The following is a 19049-nucleotide window of genomic DNA, read 5'->3' as shown; positions in this document are numbered from 1 at the left end:
CTTGTTGCGAATGAGATGCTTCGCTGCGCTCTGCCTGACGTTCACCTAATGAAATAAATTAGATGAAAGCTTTCCTGATGTTCGTGCGGAAAGAGTCTTACCACATTTTCCGCGACCCGCGCACACTACTCATCCTCTTTGGCATGCCCGTGGCGCTGGTCACCCTGTTCGGCTTTGCCCTCACCAACGAAATCAAGAACGCCGACGTAGCTGTGCTCGATTTCGACCACGGCGTGCACGCCCGACAGGTGCAAAACCGGCTGTTTTCGTCGGGCTACTTTGGGCTGCGCGACTACGCCCGGAACTACCCCGACGTGGCGGCTGCCTTCCGCCGGGGCCACGTGAAGTTGGCCGTAGTATTCCCAGCAGGCTTTTCCAGCGACTTCGACCACCTGGGCCACGCCCAAGTGCAACTGGTAGCCGATGCCTCTGACCAGAACACGGCCATCAGCCTGGTGAACTACGCCACGGCCATCATCCGCAGCTACGAGCAAGAAGTTGCCCCACATCGCTCCGGCAGCCCCGGCCCGCGGGTGGAGGCCGTGGCCCGCCTCTATTTCAACCCCGGCCTGAAGGCGGCCTACACCTTCGTGCCCGGCACCATGGCCCTGATTCTGCTGCTGGTGTCGGCCATGCTCACCAGCATCACCATTGCCCGCGAAAAGGAAACCGGCACCATGGAAGTGCTGCTCGTGTCGCCCATGCGGCAACTGCCCATCATCATCGGCAAGATTCTGCCTTACTTCCTGCTATCTTTCGTCAACGGCCTCATCATCCTGGCCTTGGGGGTGTGGGTGCTGCACATTCCGGAGCGCGGCAGCTTGGCCTTGCTCATCCTCGAAACGCTGCTTTACATCCTGGTGGCCCTCACACTGGGCGTGTTGATTTCGACGCGGGCGGCCTCGCAGCAAACAGCCATGCTCACGTCCATGCTGGGCTTGCTGCTGCCTACGCTCATTCTCAGCGGTTTCTTGTTTCCCATTGAGAGCATGCCGTTGCCGCTGCAAACTGTCTCGCGCCTCATTCCCGCGCGCTACTTCATTGTCATCCTCAAAGGCATCATGATAAAAGGCTTGGGGCTGCGCGAGCTCTGGCGCGAAACTGCCGTGCTCTTTGGCATGGCCGGCGGGCTGTTGTTGCTGGCCCTGGGCTCGTTGAAAAACCGGCTGGCATGACGTTTTGAACATATAATTTCCTTGCCATGCGTACCGTCTGGTTTCTAATCGAAAAAGAAGTGCGGCAACTGCGGCGCAACCGCACGCTGCTGGCCTTGCTGCTGGTGGCGCCTATCATGCAGCTCGTGTTGCTGTCCTTCGCCGCCAACTACGAAATCAAGAACCTGAACCTGGCCGTGGTCGACCAGGACCACAGCCCCGCCGCCCGGCGCCTGCTCGACAAGTTTCAGTACACGCCCTACTTCCGGCTGGTGCAGGTGCGGCCCAGCAGCGCGGCCGCCGACCAGGACCTGCTCAGCGGCCGCGCCGATTTGGTGCTCGTCTTTCCGCCCCGCTTCGAGCGCGACTTGGTGCGGGGCGGGCAGGCCCGGGTGCAGTTGCTCGTCAATGCCCTCGACAACGTAAAGGCTGGGCTGGCCAGCTCTTACGCCAGCAGCATCGTGCAGGCCTACCAGGGCGAGGTGCGGCCGGCCACCGTGGCGGCCGCGGTGGGGGAGGTGCGCGGCCTGGAAGTGGTACCCGCCTACTGGTACAACCCGCTGTTGAACTACAAAACCTTCATGGTGCCGGGCATCCTGGTTGAAATCATAAGCCTGATTGTGATGATGGTAACGACGCTCAACATCGTGCGCGAAAAGGAAATCGGCACTATAGAACAGCTCAACGTGACGCCTATTCGCAAGTGGCAGTTCATTTTGGGCAAGCTGTTGCCGTTTTGGGTGGCGGGCTTGTACCAGTTCACAATTGGGCTGCTGCTGGCGCGTTTCCTGTTTCACGTGCCCATGGTGGGCAGTGTGGCGCTGCTCTACGGCATCATGGCCGTGTTTCTGGTGGTGCCGCTGGGGCTGGGGCTGCTCATTTCCTCGGCCAGCCAAACGCAGCAGCAGGCGCTGTTTGTGGCTTTTTTCTTCCTGATTATCTTCATCTTGCTCTGTGGCCTGTTCACACCCATCGAGTACATGCCAGCTTGGGCCCGAGCTTTCGACCGCGTCAATCCCTTGGTGTACATTATTGACATTGCCCGACGCATCCTGCTAAAAGGCAGCACCTTGCGCGACGTGCTCCAGCCCGTGCTTACCTTGCTGGGCATGGCCGTGCTGGTAAATGCGCTGGCTGTGTGGCGCTACCGCAAAACCTCGGGCTAACCTAGGCGCGGATGTTGGTCGGCAAAGGGCGACTTTTGGTCGAAAAAATCAATTTGAGCGGTAGGAGGTTACCAGAAACAGGCAACATTTACGGCGCCAGTCCGTCAATGACTTGATGCAATGCCGCCGCGGAGCGGTTTGGCTGAGCTCGACAATTAAATTTCTTACCAGCCGTTAGCGGCATTGCTTTTACCAAAACCGCCCAGGCTGTCCCCATTCTCATTATGCAACAAACATCCATTCTCTGGGCCGACGACGAAATCGACTTGCTCAAGCCGCACCTGCTGTTTCTCAAGGAGAAAGGCTACGACGTGACGCCCGTGAACAGCGGCGCCGATGCCATCGAGGAAATCCAGGAAAAGACCTACGACCTCGTGTTTCTCGATGAGAACATGCCTGGCCTTACTGGTCTCGAAACGCTGAGCGAAATCAAAGCCATTCGGCCCACTGTACCCGTGGTGATGATTACCAAGAGCGAAGAAGAGCACATCATGGAATCGGCAATCGGCGCCAAAATCGCCGACTACCTCATTAAGCCGGTGAACCCTAGCCAGATTTTGCTGTCGGTGAAGAAGGTACTCGACAACAAGCGCCTCGTGAGCGAAGCTACGAACTCGGGCTACCAGCGTGACTTCCGCCAGCTTGGCATGCAGCTGTCCGACCGTCTTTCGCCTTCGGAGTGGGCCGATGTATACAAGAAACTGGTGTACTGGGAGCTGGAAATCAACGAAACCGAAGGCAAGAGCATGGCTGAGGTTTTCAACATGCAGAAGGACGAAGCCAATACCTACTTCGGCCGCTTCATCACAGAGAATTACGAGGACTGGGTAAATGGCGACGACAAGGACGCCCCACTCATGTCGCACCAACTGTTCAAGGAGCGGGTATTCCCCACGTTGAAGGCCACCGGCGACACGCCCGTGTACTTTGTGCTCATCGACAACCTGCGCTACGACCAGTGGAAGGTGCTGGAACCCATCATCACCGAGTTTTTCACGGTGGACAGCGAGGAGATGTACTACGCCATCCTTCCGACCACCACGGCCTACGCGCGCAATGCCATTTTCTCGGGCATGATGCCGGGCGAGATTCAGAAGAAATACCCCAACCTGTGGGTGACCGACGACGACGACGAGGGCAAAAACCTGCACGAGGCCGAGTTCATGGAAATCAACTTCCAGAAGAACAACCAGAAGCATAAGCACAGCTACAACAAGGTAACCAACCTGCAGGCCGGCAAGGACTTGCTGGGCAAGATGAGTAACCTGCACAACAATTACAAGTGCAACGTCATCGTCTACAACTTCGTGGATATGCTTTCGCACGCCCGCACCGACATGGCCATGATTCGAGAGCTGGCGGCCGACGAATCAGCCTACCGCAGCATTACCCGCTCGTGGTTTCTGCACTCGCCGCTGTACGAGATGATGCAAACCATTGCCGAGAAAAAAGGCAAGCTCATCATCACCACCGACCACGGCACCATCCGCTGCAAGCGTCCCTACAAGATTGTGGGCGACCGCAACACCAATACCAACCTGCGCTACAAGCACGGCAAAAACCTGGGTTTCGACGACTCACGCGACGTGTACGTGGTGCGCAAGCCGGAAAGCATTTTCCTGCCGCGCGAAAACGTGAGCACGGCCTACGTATTCACCATTGGCGACTATTTCTTCGCCTACCCCAATAACTATAACTACTACGTGAACTACTACAAGGACACGTTCCAGCACGGCGGTATCTCATTGGAGGAGTGTATTATACCGTATGTCACGCTAACGGCGAAAGGGTAATACGTTTCGGCGATAAAAAAAGAAGCCGTAGGCCTGATTCAGGCCTACGGCTTCTTTTTTTATCGCCTAATTACACTTTATTTTTTAACTATCCAGCATTAACCTTTCGAAATTCAACACCATGTATTCGTTTTAAAAATCCTTGTTGCTGGAGTAATTCGAAAAGCGCAAGCATTTCTTTGAATGGATGTTGGAAGACAGAAGCTAAATGCTTGTATTTATTCGTGGTTACAAGGAATTTATAGAAAAAATATGGGTCGATGTTCTCTAATGAATCAATTGTTCCAAGTGAAACTTCAAGCTCTTGATTGGTAACTCGATTAATGAATAAGCAATGTTCGCCATGCACCTCGAAAGTCCAGTTATCTGACAAAGTTTCGATGTCGCTATTCTGGATGCAGTCGTAATTCCCGTTTTCTATTTCCGCAAACTGCGGTTGGTTGGTTTCGGATAAAACTTTACCGATGAGAATTCGCGCAAGAGCAGCCCGCTCATCCATAGCGCTAAGGATTTCTCTAATCGTGCTTTGTGCCAAATCCATAAAATAGCTCAATTAAAAAGCACGAATGTGGTTACCATGCAGTGTCATTTTGACTACAGTCACATAGTCCCAACATTATCAAAAGCCTTCTGCATAAACCAGTCCGCCAATTAAGCAGTCAAAATCCGTTTCTTACGCCGTCAGTTGGCGATAAAATCACGCAGCGTGCTGCTCGAAAATTGGATTTGGGGTTGGCGGGCGTGGTGCTAAAGGCAGGGTTACTCTATAAAATCTAATTCTGGATTCGAAAATACTGGTACACGTCGGCGTCGAAGTTTTGAATTTCCACTGTCAGGCTTTCGCCGGACGCCAGCCTGTCGAGGTCGTCGGTGGTGCCCCGCCGCCCATGTTGCGCAGCGACTGGGTCACGCGCTTGTTCTCAGTGAACATGTGGTTTTGAACGTAAAAAAGCTCCCCGTTCAGTGCTGCCCAGAGCAACACTGAACGGGGAGCTTTTCTGCTCGCTACGCTTACTTCAGCTTATCGAGGGCCGCCTTCAGGCGCGGCAGCGCGGCCTTGATGGAATCCACCGTTTCGGCGCCCACCGAGGCGCGGAACCACGGCTCCGTGGGCGCCGAGCCGAAGGCACTGAACGGTACCAGCGCCAGCTTGGCTTCCGAAATCAGGTAGGACGTCAGCTCCTTGGTGGTGCTGAGCACGGTGCCGTCGGGGGCGGTGCGGCCCAGTACGTCAATCTGGGCAGTGAGGTAGATGGCGCCGGCCGGGACCACGGCATCCACCGGATAGCCTTGGCTTTGCAGCTCTTTCAGGCCATCGAACAAGGCTTGCAGCGAGGTTTGCAGGCGGCCTTTGATGCTGGTCAGAAACTCATCGACGGCGGCGGTCTGGGGCAGGAACTTGCCGGTGGCAACCTGCTCGGCTTTCGGCGCCCAGGCCCCCACGTGGCCCAGAATGGCCTTCATCTTATCGATAATGAAGGCCGGCCCGAAGCTGTAGCCCACGCGCACGCCGGTGGCGGCAAAGCACTTGGAGGTGCCGTCGATGTAGATGACGTAGTCGCGCAGCTCGGGGCGCAGGCTTACCGGGTCGTAATGTTTGGTCTGGCCGAAGGTGAGCAGCCAGTAAATCTGGTCGTAGAGCACGTAGAGCGGCTTCTCGTCGGGCCCCCGGCGCTTGTTCTCAGCAATCACCAAGTCGCAGATTTCTTCCAGGCCCTGCTTCGAGAACACCGTGCCCGTGGGGTTCAGCGGCGAGCACAGCGCCAGCAGCGTGGCGCCGGGCAGGTGCGGGGCCAGGTCGGCGGCGGTGGGCATGAAATTGTTTTCGGCTTGGGTGGGCACGGCCACCGGCGTGGCGCCCACCAGGTGGCAGTAGTGGTTGTTGTTCCAGCTGGGCAGCGGGAATATCACCCGGTCGCCGGGGTCTACCACGGCGCGGTAGGTGGCGTAAATGAGCGGGCGCGAGCCGCCCGCAATCAGAACGTCATTCGGGTTGTAGCTAAGGCCCTGGCGGGCCTGCAGAAAGGCTGCCACGCTATTGCGCAGCTCGCCCATGCCCGCGGCGGGCGGGTAGTTGGTTTGGCCGGCCTGATAGGCTTCGATGATGCCGGCCGTGAGCCCCGCCGGAATCGGGAAAATTTTAGAATCGAAGTCGCCAATGGTCAGGTTGCAGATGTTGGCGCCCTGGCGCACCTGCTCGCTGACCTGGTTGCCAATTCGAATGATTTCGGAGCCGATGAGGCCGGCTGCCATCTGAGATACTTGCATGGAAATGTCGGTAAACGTAAAGCCGCAACGGCGTGCGAAGGTACAGGGCAGGGCGGGTAAAGCTGAAATAAGAACGAAAACGGCTGTCATCCTGAGCCCAGCAAAGCACCTTGCCCCGCCGGAGCAAATGATGCCCGAACGTGCTAAGGTCCTTCGTTGCGCTCAGCATGACAGCCGTTTCCGGTTCCTCGTGAGGCTCCGGCTTTATGACCCCCCAGCCCGGCGTAGCTCGTCGTCGGCCCCGGCGGCGCGTTTGCGGGCGGCGGCTACTTTGCTGCTACCGAAGCGGTAGGTGAAGGCAGCCGTGGCCACGCGCGTATCCTGGCGCAGGCGGAAGCTTTCCGTGAAGCTGTCGTAAACCGACGTGGAGCGAATGGGCGCGGTGTAAAGCACGTCGGCCACGTTTAGCCGGAGGGTGGCCTGCTTGGCCCAGAAGCTGCGTTGCAGGCCCAGCAGCAGCTGCCCACGCGGCTGGGCACGCTCGAAGCCCCAGATTTCGCCCGATTGAAACGTGCCGTTCAGCTCGCCCGACCAGCCACGGGGCAGGTTGAAGGTATTGTTGGCGGTGAGGATGCACGCCGGCTGCTGGCGGTCGAGGGCCGTGCCTGCCAGATTGCCCCGGAACCGGGAGTAGTAAAACACGCCGTTGGCGTACAGCGTCCACCATTTCACCGGTTCCAGGGGCGCGGTGAGGGTCAGGGCATAGTAGTCCTGGGTGGTCAGGTTCACGTCGCGGTTCACCACCTGCCGGCCCCCGTCGGGAGCAGGCTGCACCACCGCCACAATGGGCTTATCGGTCTGGGCGTAGCTTAGGGCGGCGCTGAACTTCTGGCGGAAGGTGTAGGTAAAATCGAAATTATAGCTCGTTTGAGCCACCAAGTCGGGGTTCCCGGAGCGGTAGGAGGTGGCGTCGAAGTACGAGCGCAAGGGGTTGAGCTGGCCGTAATTAGGCCGGTCGATGCGCCGACTGGCCGTCAGGGCCAGCGTGTTTTGCGCGTTGAGCGTGCGTTGCACCGAAGCCGAAGGAAAGAACTGCAGGTAGTTCTGCTCGCGGAGCCGCTCCCCGGCCAGCTCCGTTTGAATGCGAGCCTGCTCAATTCGAAGCCCAACCTGAAAGGTGGTTTTGGCGGCTGCACTGCGCAGGTTGGCGTACGCGGCCCGCACTTGCTCCGAGTAGTTGAAATTGGTGGAAACTGACGGATTATAGGCGCCGTTGTTTAAGAAAACCACATTGTTGGCCGAATTCACCATTGTTGTTTTCGCGCCCATGTCGAGGCGGGCCCGTCGGGGCAGTGGCTGGCTGAAATCAACCTTCAGGGCCGCAATTTTCAATTCGCTAAGCTGGTCGCCCGTGAGTAGATTCGATGCCGCCAGTGGGTGCTGGTAAAGGGTGCTCAGGGCCAGCGTGCGCGTGGTATTGTAGCGGGCAAAATCAGCATCGGCCGTGAGGGTTGCCGCCGCGGCCGAATCGGCAAAGGCGTGGCGGAAATTGAGGTTGGCGCTGCCGCTGGGCCGCCAAATGTCCTGGTGCGTGGTAGAGCTGTTGCGGCTGGCCAGTGCCCCTCCGGCATCATTAAACTCGGTTTGGCTCGTATTAACGGAGTTGGTCTGGCTGAGCAGGCTGGTCAGCGACAAGCCCAGCAGGGAAGCTTTCGTCAGGTTGATATCCGCGCCGAACCTGGCGCTGTGCGACTCCAAATCCAACACGCGCTTGCCCGCAATAGTCCCGCTCACGGCTGGCAGCCCACCCTGGGCTGCGTACTGCCTGTCAAACTCCTGGCGCGCATAATCCCGGCGGTTGACGTAAGTATAATTGCCGTAGTAGTTCACATTTTTGCGACGGTGGTTGAGGCCCAAGCCGGCCGTGAACTTACCGTATTCACCCCGGCCGTAACTCGCATTGGCGTTGCCGTTGGTGCCCAGGCGCTGGTCTTTTTTAAGGTAGATGGCGATGACGCCCGCGCCGCCCTGGGCATCATATTGGGCCGGCGGGTTGGTCAACAGCTCCACGCTTTGCACCTGCTCGGCAGGCAGGGCGCGCAGGTAGCTGGCCAATTCCTCGCCGGTTAGCGGCACCCTCTTGCCGTCTACCACCAGAAGCAGGCCCTGGCGGCCACGCAGGCCCAGGTTGTTGCCGGCGTCCAGCGTTACGCCCGGGGAGCGGCCCAGCACGTCCAGCGTGGTGGCCCCGCCCGAGAGCGGGCTGTCGGCCACGTTCACCACCGTGCGGCCTGCCTGGTGCTCAAACAGCGGCTTGCGGGCCGTCACAGTCACTTCTTTGAGGGCAGTGGCCTGGCTCGTGGCCAACACTATGGCTGGCAGCGTGATGCCGTCCGTCGTCAGGTTGAAAGGAGCGCTCCAATAGCGTTGAAACCCCACCTGACTCACCGAGACCAGATAGCGCCGGCCGCCCAACGCCTCCAGCCTGAAAGTGCCTTTCTGGTCGCTGAACTCCGTTTTCACCACCACCGAGTCGGCCGCGCGGTGCAACGTCACGGTAGCAAATTCCACGGGCGGCCCAGCAGGGGAGGCCACTGTGCCGCTCACGCCTGGCAGACTCTGGGCCGACAAGGCCAGCGGCGTCGCCAGCAGCAAGCAGCTTATCCAACGGCCAGTTTTGAATGGGAAGAAATGCCGCCAAACGGGTAAAAAAAGTGGCATGCCGGGCAATATGGGTAGAATCTGGAGAGAAAGCCGCTGCTTCGGGCGCTGCTAAAAAAGCTGATAGCGCCTTTTAGCTGAACACTTTAAGCATGGCAAAGAGCGTAAAGGTGTGATATTCTCTTCGATTATCCAATGCTGGGCATCCAGCTTCCCCTTTGCCGCCGGTAAATTTGCCAGATGCTACCCCAAACCCTTACCGTGCCCACGTTGGCCGATTTGCCCGCCGCCGCCCAAGCCCTGCGCGCGGCCATTGCCGATTCCGGCTGCACCGTGGTGGCCTTCGAAGGCGAGATGGGCGCGGGCAAAACCACCCTCATCAGCGCCCTGGCCGCGGCCCTCGGCGTGACCGATGACGTGAGCAGCCCCACCTTCGCGCTGGTGAACGAGTACCGCGACGGCCGCCAGCAGCCCGTGTATCACTTCGATTTCTACCGCATCAACTCCGTGACGGAAGCTGAACAGATGGGCGCCGCCGAGTACTTCGATTCGGGGTATCTTTGCTTGGTAGAATGGCCTGCCCGTGTGGCCGATTTATTGCCTACGCCCCGGCTCGAAGTGCGCCTCGCAGTGCGCGACGACCAAAGCCGGCAAATTGAATTAATAATAATTGATTAGGAATTAAAATTGCTAGCAAACAGCCGGTCATGCAAAGCGCAGTGAAATAACTCGAGTGCCACTACTAATTCAATCGATTAATTTACTGTGCTACACAAGATGCTTCGCTGCGCACTGCACGACGTGTAAATTTCATTAGACCACACCTTATAATTATTAATTCATAATTAATAATTTCAACAAAAATGCCCGAACAGCTGCCTTCCGGTTTTGAGTCCCTGGCCACAAGCCGCGCCTATTTCACCCAGGAATCGATGCTGGCGGTGGAGACGCGCAAGCGCAAGCTCTTTATCGGCCTGCCGCGCGAAACTTCACTGCAGGAAAACCGCCTGGGCCTCACGCCTGAAGCAGTGCAGCACCTCGTGAGCGCGGGCCACGAAGTGGTAATGGAAGCTGGTGCCGGCGAGCCCAGCAAGTACGCCGACCACGCCTACTCCGAGGCCGGCGCCCAGATTGCCTACTCTACCGAGGAAGTGTTCAAGGCGGATATTCTGCTGAAGGTGGCCCCGCCCACGCTGGAGGAAATTGAGCTGCTGCACGCCGGCCAAACCCTGATTTCGGCCTTGCAAATGGGCTCGATGACGCCGGAATACATCGCGGCCCTGTCGCGCAAGAAAATCAACGCCATTGGCTTCGAGCTGATGAAGGACCCCAGCGGCGCCCGCCCCGTGGTGCGCGCCATGAGCGAAATTGCGGGCTCGACGGTGATGCTGATTGCAGCCGAATACCTGGCCCGTTCCAACGAGGGCAAGGGCATCATTTTGGGCGGCATCACGGGCGTGCCGCCGTCGCAGGTGGTTATTCTTGGGGCCGGCACGGTGGCCGAGTACGCCGCCCGCGCCGCCACCGGCCTCGGGGCCGAAGTGAAGGTGTTCGACAACCACCTCTACAAGCTGCGCCGCCTCAAGCACAACTTGGGCATGCAGCTCTACACCAGCACCCTGGATACGTTTGCCCTAAGCCAGCAAATCCGGCGGGCCGATGTTGTTATTGGCGCGCTAGCGGTTGAAGATGGCCGCATTCCTTTCATGGTGCCCGAAGAAATGGTGGCCAGCATGTCGCCCGGCTCCATTATTATCGACGTGAGCATCGACCAGGGCGGCTGCTTCGAAACCAGCGAGATGACCAGCCACAGCAATCCGGTGTTCCGCAAGTACGACGTCATCCACTACAGTGTGCCCAACATAGCCTCACGCGTGCCTCGCACCGCCACCAACGCGCTGAGCAACATCTTCACGCCCATTCTGCAGGAAATCAGCCAGCACGGCGGCATCAACGAAGTGCTGTTCACTAATGAGCATTTCCGCAGTGGTGTCTACATCTACCGCGGCTCGCTCACCAATTCAATGATTGCGAAAAAGTTTAATTTGCGATACAAGGAATTAGGGCTGCTGATTGCGGTGCGGAATTAACAAAAGGCGTTTAGGAACATAATTGCTGAAATAAATATGCACGCCTGCAAAATATTTTTTATTTCAACAATTGTTTGTCTATCAGCCTGTCACCGCAATAGGTCAATTATATCTGTAGGCTATAAGGATGGTGGTAATTTGCAAAGAGGGGACAAAGTCTTATTGAACGGTTTTACTGTTGGAGAAGTACTAGATTATCATTTTGTTCCTAAAACCGTATTTGTAGATTTATTGATGGAAGATGGAGTTAAGATTCCTTTTAACTCACGATTTATCATCAATAAATCTCTTTTAGGCTCGTCAAGTATAATTATCAAGCCATCCAGTAGTGACAAGTTTATAACGAATATGGATACTGTGATGGGCGTTTCGTATAGCGCACCCGTTTTTGATTCTATTAATCAGAAGAAAGCTAAAGTAGGATTCCAGAAAATTGCAGAAGGTTTATCAGAAGTAGTTCAGGCATTTGGTTCGGATTCAATAAGTAACCCTAAATAGTTTTTAATTACCATAAGCTATTTAATTAGCAACACCTTCCACGCCTCCACGAGCCGACCCTCCACCAAAAACTGCCGCCCTAACTGCAGCAGTTGTTTCTTAAGCTCCGGCGCGTCGTCGCGGTGTTTATTAATTAAATAAGCCACCATCGGTTCGGATTTAAATTCTTCGACCTGCTCAGGCGTGGGCAGTGCAGCGCGCTCGATGTTAGCCAGGCGGCCCAGCTCGTTGCCGGTGAGGACGTCGGAGTTGCGCAGGTGCTCGGGCAACTGGTCAATGCCAATGCCGACGTGGCGGTTGGGCTTGGGCACTTCGAAGAGGCTCGCGCCGCTGGCCCGGCAGTACCAGTCGCCGCCGAGGCGGGCCACAGCATCTAGCTTGAAGGGGTCGATGCCGGTGGCGTCGGGCAAGAGAATATCCTGGCGGAAATGGGCGCGCACCACGCGGCAGATGATGAGGTTGCCGGCGCCGTGGTTCTGGCCCAGCTCAATTATTTGCTCCACCACGCACTCGAAGGCGGCCGGGGCTTCGGCCACGCGGGGCGGGCGCACTTGCTCCGAAGCCAGTTCCGTGAGGCCGGCTTTGGTGAATTCGTTGACGCCCTTTTCGTACTCGGTGCTGGCCAGCGACATTTGCTCCACCAGCGGAAAATCGCAGATGTTGATAACGACTTCCGGCACCTCGCGCACGTTTTGCAGGGTGTGTTTCTGGGTGTTGTCGCGTACGCGGTTGGCCGGCGAGAACACGAGAATGGGCGGGTTGGCGCTGAAGGCGTTGAAGAAGCTGTAGGGGCTCAGGTTCACGCGGCCTTCGGCATCAATGGTGCTGGCGAAGGCCACCGGGCGCGGGGCCACAGCCCCCACCATGAAGGGATGCCACTGGGCGGGCGTGAGGTCGGTGGGAGTGAGGGAGTGGAACGACGGAGTGAAAGCGGGCATGAGCGGGAAAAGCGCGAAAACGAAACGGTTGGTCAAAGCTAAGTAGCTTGGCCGCATGAAACGGACTTTATCGGCGCTGCTCCTACTGTTCGCAGTGCGGGGGATGAATCCCGCCGCCGCCCAAAGCCTGACCGCCGATACCGTCCGGCTGCGCCAACACCTGGAGCTGCTCACCTCCACGCCGCAGCCGCGCAACTACCAGCACCCAGCTGTGCTCGATTCGATGGCGGCATACATTGCCCGCCAGCTGCGGGGTGCCGGGGCACACGAAATAGGGGAGCAGCCCTACACCGTGCGAGGCCAGAGCTACCGCAACGTGCTCGGTTCCTTCGGCCCCGCTGACGGGCCGCGCCTGGTTGTGGGAGCGCATTATGACGTGTGCGGCGACCAACCCGGCGCCGACGACAACGGCACCGGCGTAGCCGCCCTGCTGGAGCTGGCCCGCCTGCTGGGCCAGCAACCAACTCTGCCGTACCGCGTCGACCTGGTGGCCTATACATTGGAAGAGCCGCCGTTTTTTCGGACTAACAATATGGGTAGCTACGTGCATGCCGCCGCGCTACACGCAGCCCGCGTACCGGTGCGCGGTATGGTGGCGCTCGAAATGCTGGGCTACTATGACGACCGTCGCGGCACGCAGCATTACCCCATCGCCCCGCTGAAATACATTTACGGAAGCCGGGGCAACTACGTGACGGTGGCCCAAAAATTCGGCAACGGCCGCTTTGGGAGGCAGTTTGCGCGATACTACCGGCGGGCTGCCGCGCTGCCGGTCAAACGCTTCAAGGCGCCGGCCTGGCTGCCAGGAATTGATTTTTCCGACCACCTCAACTACTGGAAATTCAGCTACCCCGCTGTGCTGCTGACGGATACCGCATTCTACCGCAACCGCAGCTACCACGAAACCTCCGACACCCTGAATCGGCTCGACATGCGCCGCCTGGGGCTGGCTGTAGATGCCTTGCTGGCGGTGGTCACGGCGCATTAAGGGCGTCTTTTACGTGCCGCCTCGCCTATGCCGTCTTTGCAGTGGGCTCCGCAATGCGTGCGATAGGCGGAATGGCGTCGGTGCGTGCTTACATTCCGCTTTTAATTCACGCCTCGCATGGAAGCCCAGCGCATCTCAGCCCCCGAAACCCCGGCGGCCGTCGCCCACGACAACAACAGTGTCGACGAAAAAACCATTTGGAAAGTCATCACCGCTTCGTCGGTGGGCACGGTCATCGAGTGGTACGACTTTTACATTTTCGGCTCGCTGGCAGCCATCATAGGGCCGGTGCTGTTTGGCGCAAAGGGCAAGCCCGAGGACACCTTGCTGGGCGCGCTGGCCGTATTCGGGGCGGGTTTTGTGGTGCGGCCGTTTGGGGCGCTGGTGTTTGGGCGCATCGGCGACATGATAGGGCGGAAGTACACTTTCCTGCTCACGCTGCTGATGATGGGCGGCGCCACCGTGGCCACCGGCCTGGTGCCGAGCTACGACAAAATTGGCCTGCTGGCGCCCAGCATCGTGCTGGTGTTGCGCCTGCTGCAAGGCTTAGCCCTGGGCGGCGAGTACGGCGGGGCCGCCACCTACGTGGCCGAATACGCCCCCGACAAACGCCGTGGCTACTTCACCAGCTACATCCAGATTACGGCCACCGCCGGCCTCATTTTGAGCATTCTCGTCATTGTGCTCACCAAAAAAGCCATGCCCGAGGCTGATTTCAAAGACTGGGGCTGGCGCATTCCCTTCCTGCTGTCGGGCGTGCTGATTGTGGCTTCCTACTACATCCGCCAGCAGCTGCACGAGTCACCGTTGTTTGCCAAAGCCAAGGCCGAGGGCAAAACCAGCCGCAACCCCATTGCCGAAACCTTTGGCAACCCCGTGAACCGCCGGCTGGTGCTCATCGCCCTGTTTGGGGCTACCATGGGGCAGGGTGTGGTGTTCTACACCAGCCAGTTCTACGCGTATTCCTTCATGCAAAACACGCTGAAGCTGGACTTGGTCGACGCCAGCATTGTCCTGGTGGCAAGCATGGTGGTGGCCACGCCGCTGTTTGTGTACTTCGGCTCGCTCTCCGACCGCATCGGGCGCAAGCGCATCATCATGGCCGGCATGCTGTGCGCGGCCCTGTTCACCATTCCGCTGTTTTACGGGCTCAAAGCCTACGCCGGTCCGCTCACCGAAACGGTACCCGCAACTGTGGATGCGGCCGGCCAGGCAGTGGCCGCCGTGCAAAAAGCCCTCGCGCCCAACCTGCCCATGATGACGCTGCTCACGTTCTTTCTGGTGCTATTTGTTACGATGGTGTATGGCCCCATTGCCGCCTATCTGGTCGAGCTGTTTCCCACCAAGGTGCGCTACACCTCGCTATCGGTGCCCTACCACATTGGCAACGGCATCTTCGGCGGCTTTGTGCCACTGGTGGCCACCTGGATTGCGGTGTGGGCGAAGGCTCAGCCGGCCGGCACCTTCACGCATGAGCACGCCGCCCTGACGGGGCTGATTTACCCGGTAGTTGTAGCAGGCTTGTGCTGGATTATCGGCTCGGCGCTGATGAAAGACACTCGCGACGTGCGAATTATGGATTGAATGCGAGCCAGAGATGCAAAATGTGGCGTTTCTATGCTTTCAAACAATACTCTCATTTTTCGCACTAATCCTCTCAATCCTTGCTGCCAGGCTGTTTTTTTGTGCAAAAAGGCTTCTATTTGCCAGTAAGAACCTGCCTTCATTCCAACTATCCCCGCTATGTCAGTCTCCCGCATTCGCACGCTTGAAGAATACCACGCCGCTTACCAAAAATCCGTTGAGGACCCCGACGCGTTCTGGGCTGATGTAGCCGAGCCGTTTACCTGGCGTAAAAAGTGGGACACGGTGCGCAGCGGTGAGTTTTCGCCGGCCGGCGAGAGCAAGTGGTTCGACGGCGCCCGCCTCAACATCACCGAGAACTGTCTCGACCGCCACCTAGCATTGCGCGGCAACAAGCTGGCCCTCATTTTTGAACCCAACGACCCCAAAACCCGCCACCTGCGCCTGACCTACCGCGAGCTGTACCAGCAGGTCTGCCAGTTTGCCAACGTGCTGCACGCCAATGGCGTAGAGAAAGGCGACCGGGTCATCATCTACCTGCCCATGATTCCGCAGCTGGCCATTGCCGTGCTGGCCTGCGCCCGCATCGGGGCGGTGCACTCGGTGGTATTTGCGGGCTTCTCGGCCACGGCCATTGCCGACCGCGTGAACGACGCCGACGCCCATTTCGTCCTCACGGCTGATGGCCTCAATCGCGGCCCCAAGCAGATTCCGGTAAAATCGGTGGTAGACGAGGCCTTGCTGCACTGCCCCGGCGTGCGCCGCGTCATTGTGGTGGAGCATCTGGGCTGGCCGGTGCACATGCAGCCCGGCCGCGACGTGTGGTACCACGAGGAAGCCCAGGGCGTGCCCCTGACCTGCCCGGCCGAAGAAATGAAGGCCGAAGACCCGCTGTTCATCCTCTACACCAGCGGCAGCACGGGCAAACCCAAGGGCGTGGTGCACACCACCGCCGGCTACATGGTGTGGGCCGACTACACCTTCCGCAATGTGTTTCAGGTGGAGGAAAACGACGTGTACTGGTGTACCGCCGACATTGGCTGGGTGACGGGCCACACGTATTTGCTCTACGGCCCGCTGCTGGCCGGCAGCACCAGCCTGCAGTTCGAAGGCGTGCCCACTTACCCCGACGCCGGCCGCTTCTGGGAGGTCATCGACAAGCACAACGTCACTATCTTCTACACCGCGCCCACGGCCATCCGCAGCCTCATGGCCACGCCGTTGGACAACGTGCTTAGCTACTCGCTCAGCAGCTTGCGCGTGCTCGGTTCGGTGGGCGAGCCCATCAACGAGGAAGCCTGGCACTGGTACCATACGCACATCGGCAAGGGCCGCTGCCCCGTTGTAGACACGTGGTGGCAGACCGAAACCGGCGGCATCATGCTCTCGGCCCTGGCCGACATCACGCCCAGCGTGCCCGCCCGCGCCGGCCTGCCGCTGCCCGGCGTGCAGCCCGTGCTGCTCAACCAAGATGGCACCGAAATCGAAGGCAACGACCAGGAGGGCTACCTCGCCATCAAAGCCAGCTGGCCGGCTGTCATTCGCACCACCTGGGGCGACCATGAACGCGCCCGGCAAACCTACTTCCAGCCCTATCCTGGCTACTACTTCACCGGCGATGGCGCCCGGCGCGACGAGCAGGGCCTCTACCGCATCATCGGCCGCGTCGATGATGTCATCAACGTTTCGGGCCACCGCTTTGGCACGGCCGAAATCGAAAACGCCATCAACCAGAACGAGCACGTGGTAGAGTCAGCCGTGGTGGGCTACCCGCACGACGTGAAAGGGCAGGGCATCTACGCCTACGTCATCTGCCAGGGCGGCCCGCCCAAAGACGCCGCCGAGGCCCGGAAATGGGAGTCCAGCATCATCGAAACCGTGGTGGCCGAAATTGGCAAAATCGCCAAGCCCGACAAGATTCAGCTCGTCTCGGGCCTGCCCAAAACCCGCTCTGGCAAAATCATGCGCCGCATCCTGCGCAAAGTAGCCGAGGGCGAAACCTCGAACTTGGGCGACGTAACCACTTTGCTTGACCCGGCTGTGGTAGATGAGATTCTAACGGGCCGAAAGTAACAGGCGCAGCATAAAACAAAAAGCCGGCTCATTGAGCCGGCTTTTTGTTTAGTAGCCAATAAGGCTGATGCAGGGTTTAGCGTCTGCTGCCGGATTTGTAATTGCCGCGGGCCACATATTTGTCCGAACGGTCATTCTTCGGCATCAGCCAATACACGAGGCCGGCCGTGACTGCGGCGGCAGTGGCAATCTTCACCAGCATGCCGCTGCGGTCGTGTTTCCACTGGGCGTTGTAGCCTTTCTCGGCCCAGATGTTGGGCACGGTGCCGTGGGCCAGGTCGTCGATGATGCCTTCCACGACGTTGATTTTGTCGGCCATCAGCAGCGGCAGCCAGTGCCGGTAGTCGTTTTCGCTGTAGTGGAAAGCCATGCGCCGAATCATGCCGCTGAGCCCGGAGGGCGGCACCGAGTTGCCGACTACCGCCGTATAGTCGGGCCGCTCGATGGAGTGCAGCACCTCACGTTCGAGCGGCTGCTGGGTGGGGCGCACCCAGGAGCGGCCGTCGTGCTCCTCGCCGGTCCGGTGCCGGTTGGGGTAGGTGGGTTCGTTTTTAGGGTCGGCGTCGATGCCCCAGCCGGGGATGTGGGCGAAATCTTCTGCGGTCTTTTTCATAGTGAGCGGCATTAGGCGTTAGCAGTGGGGGGAATGAGGACCGGCTTGATGATGTTGTCGAGCTTGGCCGAGAACATGCGGTAGCCATCGGCCACGTCCTCCAGCGGAATGCGGTGCGTAATCAACTCGCTGGGCTTGAGGATGCCGTTCATGACGTGGTCAATCAGGCGGGGCAGGTGGCGCTTCACCGAGGCTTGGTTGCCGCGCATGGTGATGCCTTTGTTCATCATGTTGCCGATGGGCACCAGGTTGTCGGTGGGCCCGTACACGCCCACGATGGATATCACGCCGCCCTTGCGCACCGAGTTGATGGCCCAGTGCAGGGCCGTGGCCGAGCCGGCTTGCAGCAGCGTTTTGCGGCCGGTGATGGTTTGCATGGCGTTGCCGGCGGCCTCGGCCCCCACGGCGTCGATGCAGGCGTCGGCCCCAATCCAATCGGTGGTTTTCTTGATGAACATCACCGGGTCGTCCATGTCCTTCTCGAAGTTGTAGGCTTCGCATTTGGCGAAGTTCTGGGCGAATTCCAGCCGGTAGTCTTCTTTGTCGATGATGATGACGCGGCCCGCGCCAAACAGCCAGCAGCAACGGGCCGCCATGATGCCCACGGGGCCCGCGCCAAATACCACCACCGTGTCGCCGGGCTGAATGCCGGCCATTTCGGCGGCCTGGTAGCCGGTCGGGGTGATGTCGGTGAGCAACACGGCATCATCCAGGCTCATGCCCGCCGGAATGACGGTGGGGCCGAAGTTGGCGTAGGGCACCCGTGCGTATTCGGCCTGGCCGCCGTTGTGGCCGCCCCCCGTGTGCGCATACCCCAGGAAGCCGCCCACGGCCGTGGCCTCGGAATTGGATTCGTGGCAGTTGCCAAACATGCCCTGCTTGCAGAAAATGCAGCGGCCGCAGGCAATGTTGAAGGGCACGAGCACCCGGTCGCCCACCTTCACCTCGGTAACTTCGGAGCCGATTTCGACGATTTCGCCGACGAACTCGTGGCCGAACGTCATGCCGACGCGGGTGTCGGGCACGTTGCCGTTGTAGAGGTGCAGGTCGGACCCGCAGATGCACGTGCGCAGCACCTTCACGATGGCATCCTCGGGATGCAGAATGGTGGGCATGGGCTTTTGAACGGCGCGGACCCTTTTCGGGCCCCTGAAATCCATTGCTAACATAGCGGAAAGGGTTAAGTGTGGAAAGGTTTGTTGTCTCTCTCTCTTTACTTTCCGGCTTGCCCTTAGTTGCCCAAAATCAGCATTAAAGCGTAAAATACGTGTTTCCCTAAGTTT

15 protein-coding genes are annotated in these 19049 nt (G+C 58.9%); 9 read left to right on the top strand and 6 right to left on the bottom strand.

Translation table 11 applies throughout. The features are described 5' to 3' along the window. Positions 1-62 precede the first annotated feature (62 nt). The 3 genes from I2I01_RS01840 (at position 63) to porX (ending at position 4113) form a co-directional block, all read left to right on the top strand. On the top strand, positions 63-1175 hold the full coding sequence (locus I2I01_RS01840) for an ABC transporter permease (protein ID WP_196284713.1): 1113 nt from the start codon (positions 63-65) through the stop codon (positions 1173-1175). A 26-nt stretch (positions 1176-1201) separates the two neighbouring features. After that, positions 1202-2320 carry an ABC transporter permease gene (locus tag I2I01_RS01835; protein WP_196284712.1) on the top strand — a complete coding sequence of 373 codons (1119 nt, stop codon included), beginning with the start codon at positions 1202-1204 and terminating at the stop codon, positions 2318-2320. A 224-nt stretch (positions 2321-2544) separates the two neighbouring features. Then, positions 2545-4113 carry a T9SS response regulator signal transducer PorX gene (porX, locus tag I2I01_RS01830; RefSeq protein ID WP_196284711.1) on the top strand — a complete coding sequence of 523 codons (1569 nt, stop codon included), beginning with the start codon at positions 2545-2547 and terminating at the stop codon, positions 4111-4113. Between the two features lie 88 nt (positions 4114-4201). On the opposite strand, the gene I2I01_RS01825 is transcribed toward porX, so the two are convergent. The 3 genes from I2I01_RS01825 to I2I01_RS01815 form a co-directional block, all read right to left on the bottom strand. Then, positions 4202-4654, bottom strand: coding sequence for a DUF6896 domain-containing protein (locus I2I01_RS01825; protein ID WP_196284710.1), 453 nt, complete (start codon positions 4652-4654; stop codon positions 4202-4204). Between the two features lie 470 nt (positions 4655-5124). Continuing rightward, positions 5125-6381, bottom strand: a complete 1257-nt coding sequence (locus I2I01_RS01820; protein ID WP_196284709.1) for a pyridoxal phosphate-dependent aminotransferase — start codon at positions 6379-6381, stop codon at positions 5125-5127. Positions 6382-6585: 204 nt separating this feature from the next. Beyond that, positions 6586-9042: an outer membrane beta-barrel protein gene (locus I2I01_RS01815; RefSeq protein WP_196284708.1), complete on the bottom strand. Its 2457-nt coding sequence runs from the start codon at positions 9040-9042 to the stop codon at positions 6586-6588. 180 nt (positions 9043-9222) lie between these two features. On the opposite strand from I2I01_RS01815, the gene tsaE reads away from it, so the two are divergent. From tsaE to I2I01_RS01800, 3 genes are all read left to right on the top strand, one after another. Further along, complete coding sequence (gene tsaE / locus I2I01_RS01810) at positions 9223-9660, top strand: tRNA (adenosine(37)-N6)-threonylcarbamoyltransferase complex ATPase subunit type 1 TsaE (protein WP_196284707.1); 438 nt, start codon at positions 9223-9225, stop codon at positions 9658-9660. A gap of 185 nt (positions 9661-9845) precedes the next feature. Then, positions 9846-11072 (top strand): alanine dehydrogenase, encoded by a 1227-nt coding sequence (locus I2I01_RS01805; protein ID WP_196284706.1) that lies wholly within the window; start codon positions 9846-9848, stop codon positions 11070-11072. A 36-nt stretch (positions 11073-11108) separates the two neighbouring features. Then, complete coding sequence (locus I2I01_RS01800; RefSeq protein ID WP_196284705.1) at positions 11109-11570, top strand: MlaD family protein; 462 nt, start codon at positions 11109-11111, stop codon at positions 11568-11570. 17 nt (positions 11571-11587) lie between these two features. Here I2I01_RS01800 and I2I01_RS01795 read toward each other — a convergent pair whose 3' ends face one another. Then, positions 11588-12508, bottom strand: coding sequence for a flavin reductase family protein (locus I2I01_RS01795; RefSeq protein WP_196284704.1), 921 nt, complete (start codon positions 12506-12508; stop codon positions 11588-11590). A 55-nt stretch (positions 12509-12563) separates the two neighbouring features. On the opposite strand from I2I01_RS01795, the gene I2I01_RS01790 reads away from it, so the two are divergent. The 3 genes from I2I01_RS01790 (at position 12564) to acs (ending at position 17153) form a co-directional block, all read left to right on the top strand. Further along, a complete protein-coding gene (locus tag I2I01_RS01790; RefSeq protein WP_196284703.1) occupies positions 12564-13496 on the top strand; it encodes a M28 family peptidase in 933 nt (310 codons plus the stop codon). A 117-nt stretch (positions 13497-13613) separates the two neighbouring features. Then, positions 13614-15080: an MFS transporter gene (locus tag I2I01_RS01785; RefSeq protein WP_196284702.1), complete on the top strand. Its 1467-nt coding sequence runs from the start codon at positions 13614-13616 to the stop codon at positions 15078-15080. 159 nt (positions 15081-15239) lie between these two features. After that, complete coding sequence (gene acs / locus I2I01_RS01780; protein ID WP_196284701.1) at positions 15240-17153, top strand: acetate--CoA ligase; 1914 nt, start codon at positions 15240-15242, stop codon at positions 17151-17153. A gap of 76 nt (positions 17154-17229) precedes the next feature. Here acs and I2I01_RS01775 read toward each other — a convergent pair whose 3' ends face one another. Then, complete coding sequence (locus I2I01_RS01775) at positions 17230-17766, bottom strand: hypothetical protein (RefSeq protein WP_196284700.1); 537 nt, start codon at positions 17764-17766, stop codon at positions 17230-17232. A gap of 11 nt (positions 17767-17777) precedes the next feature. Continuing rightward, positions 17778-18935, bottom strand: a complete 1158-nt coding sequence (locus I2I01_RS01770) for a zinc-dependent alcohol dehydrogenase (RefSeq protein ID WP_196284699.1) — start codon at positions 18933-18935, stop codon at positions 17778-17780. Positions 18936-19049: the final 114 nt, after the last annotated feature.

Source organism: Hymenobacter properus (genome assembly GCF_015694735.1).
GTDB lineage: Bacteria > Bacteroidota > Bacteroidia > Cytophagales > Hymenobacteraceae > Hymenobacter > Hymenobacter properus.
Note: the sequence above shows the minus strand (reverse complement) of the source record. Positions and strands in the feature narration are given on the sequence as shown.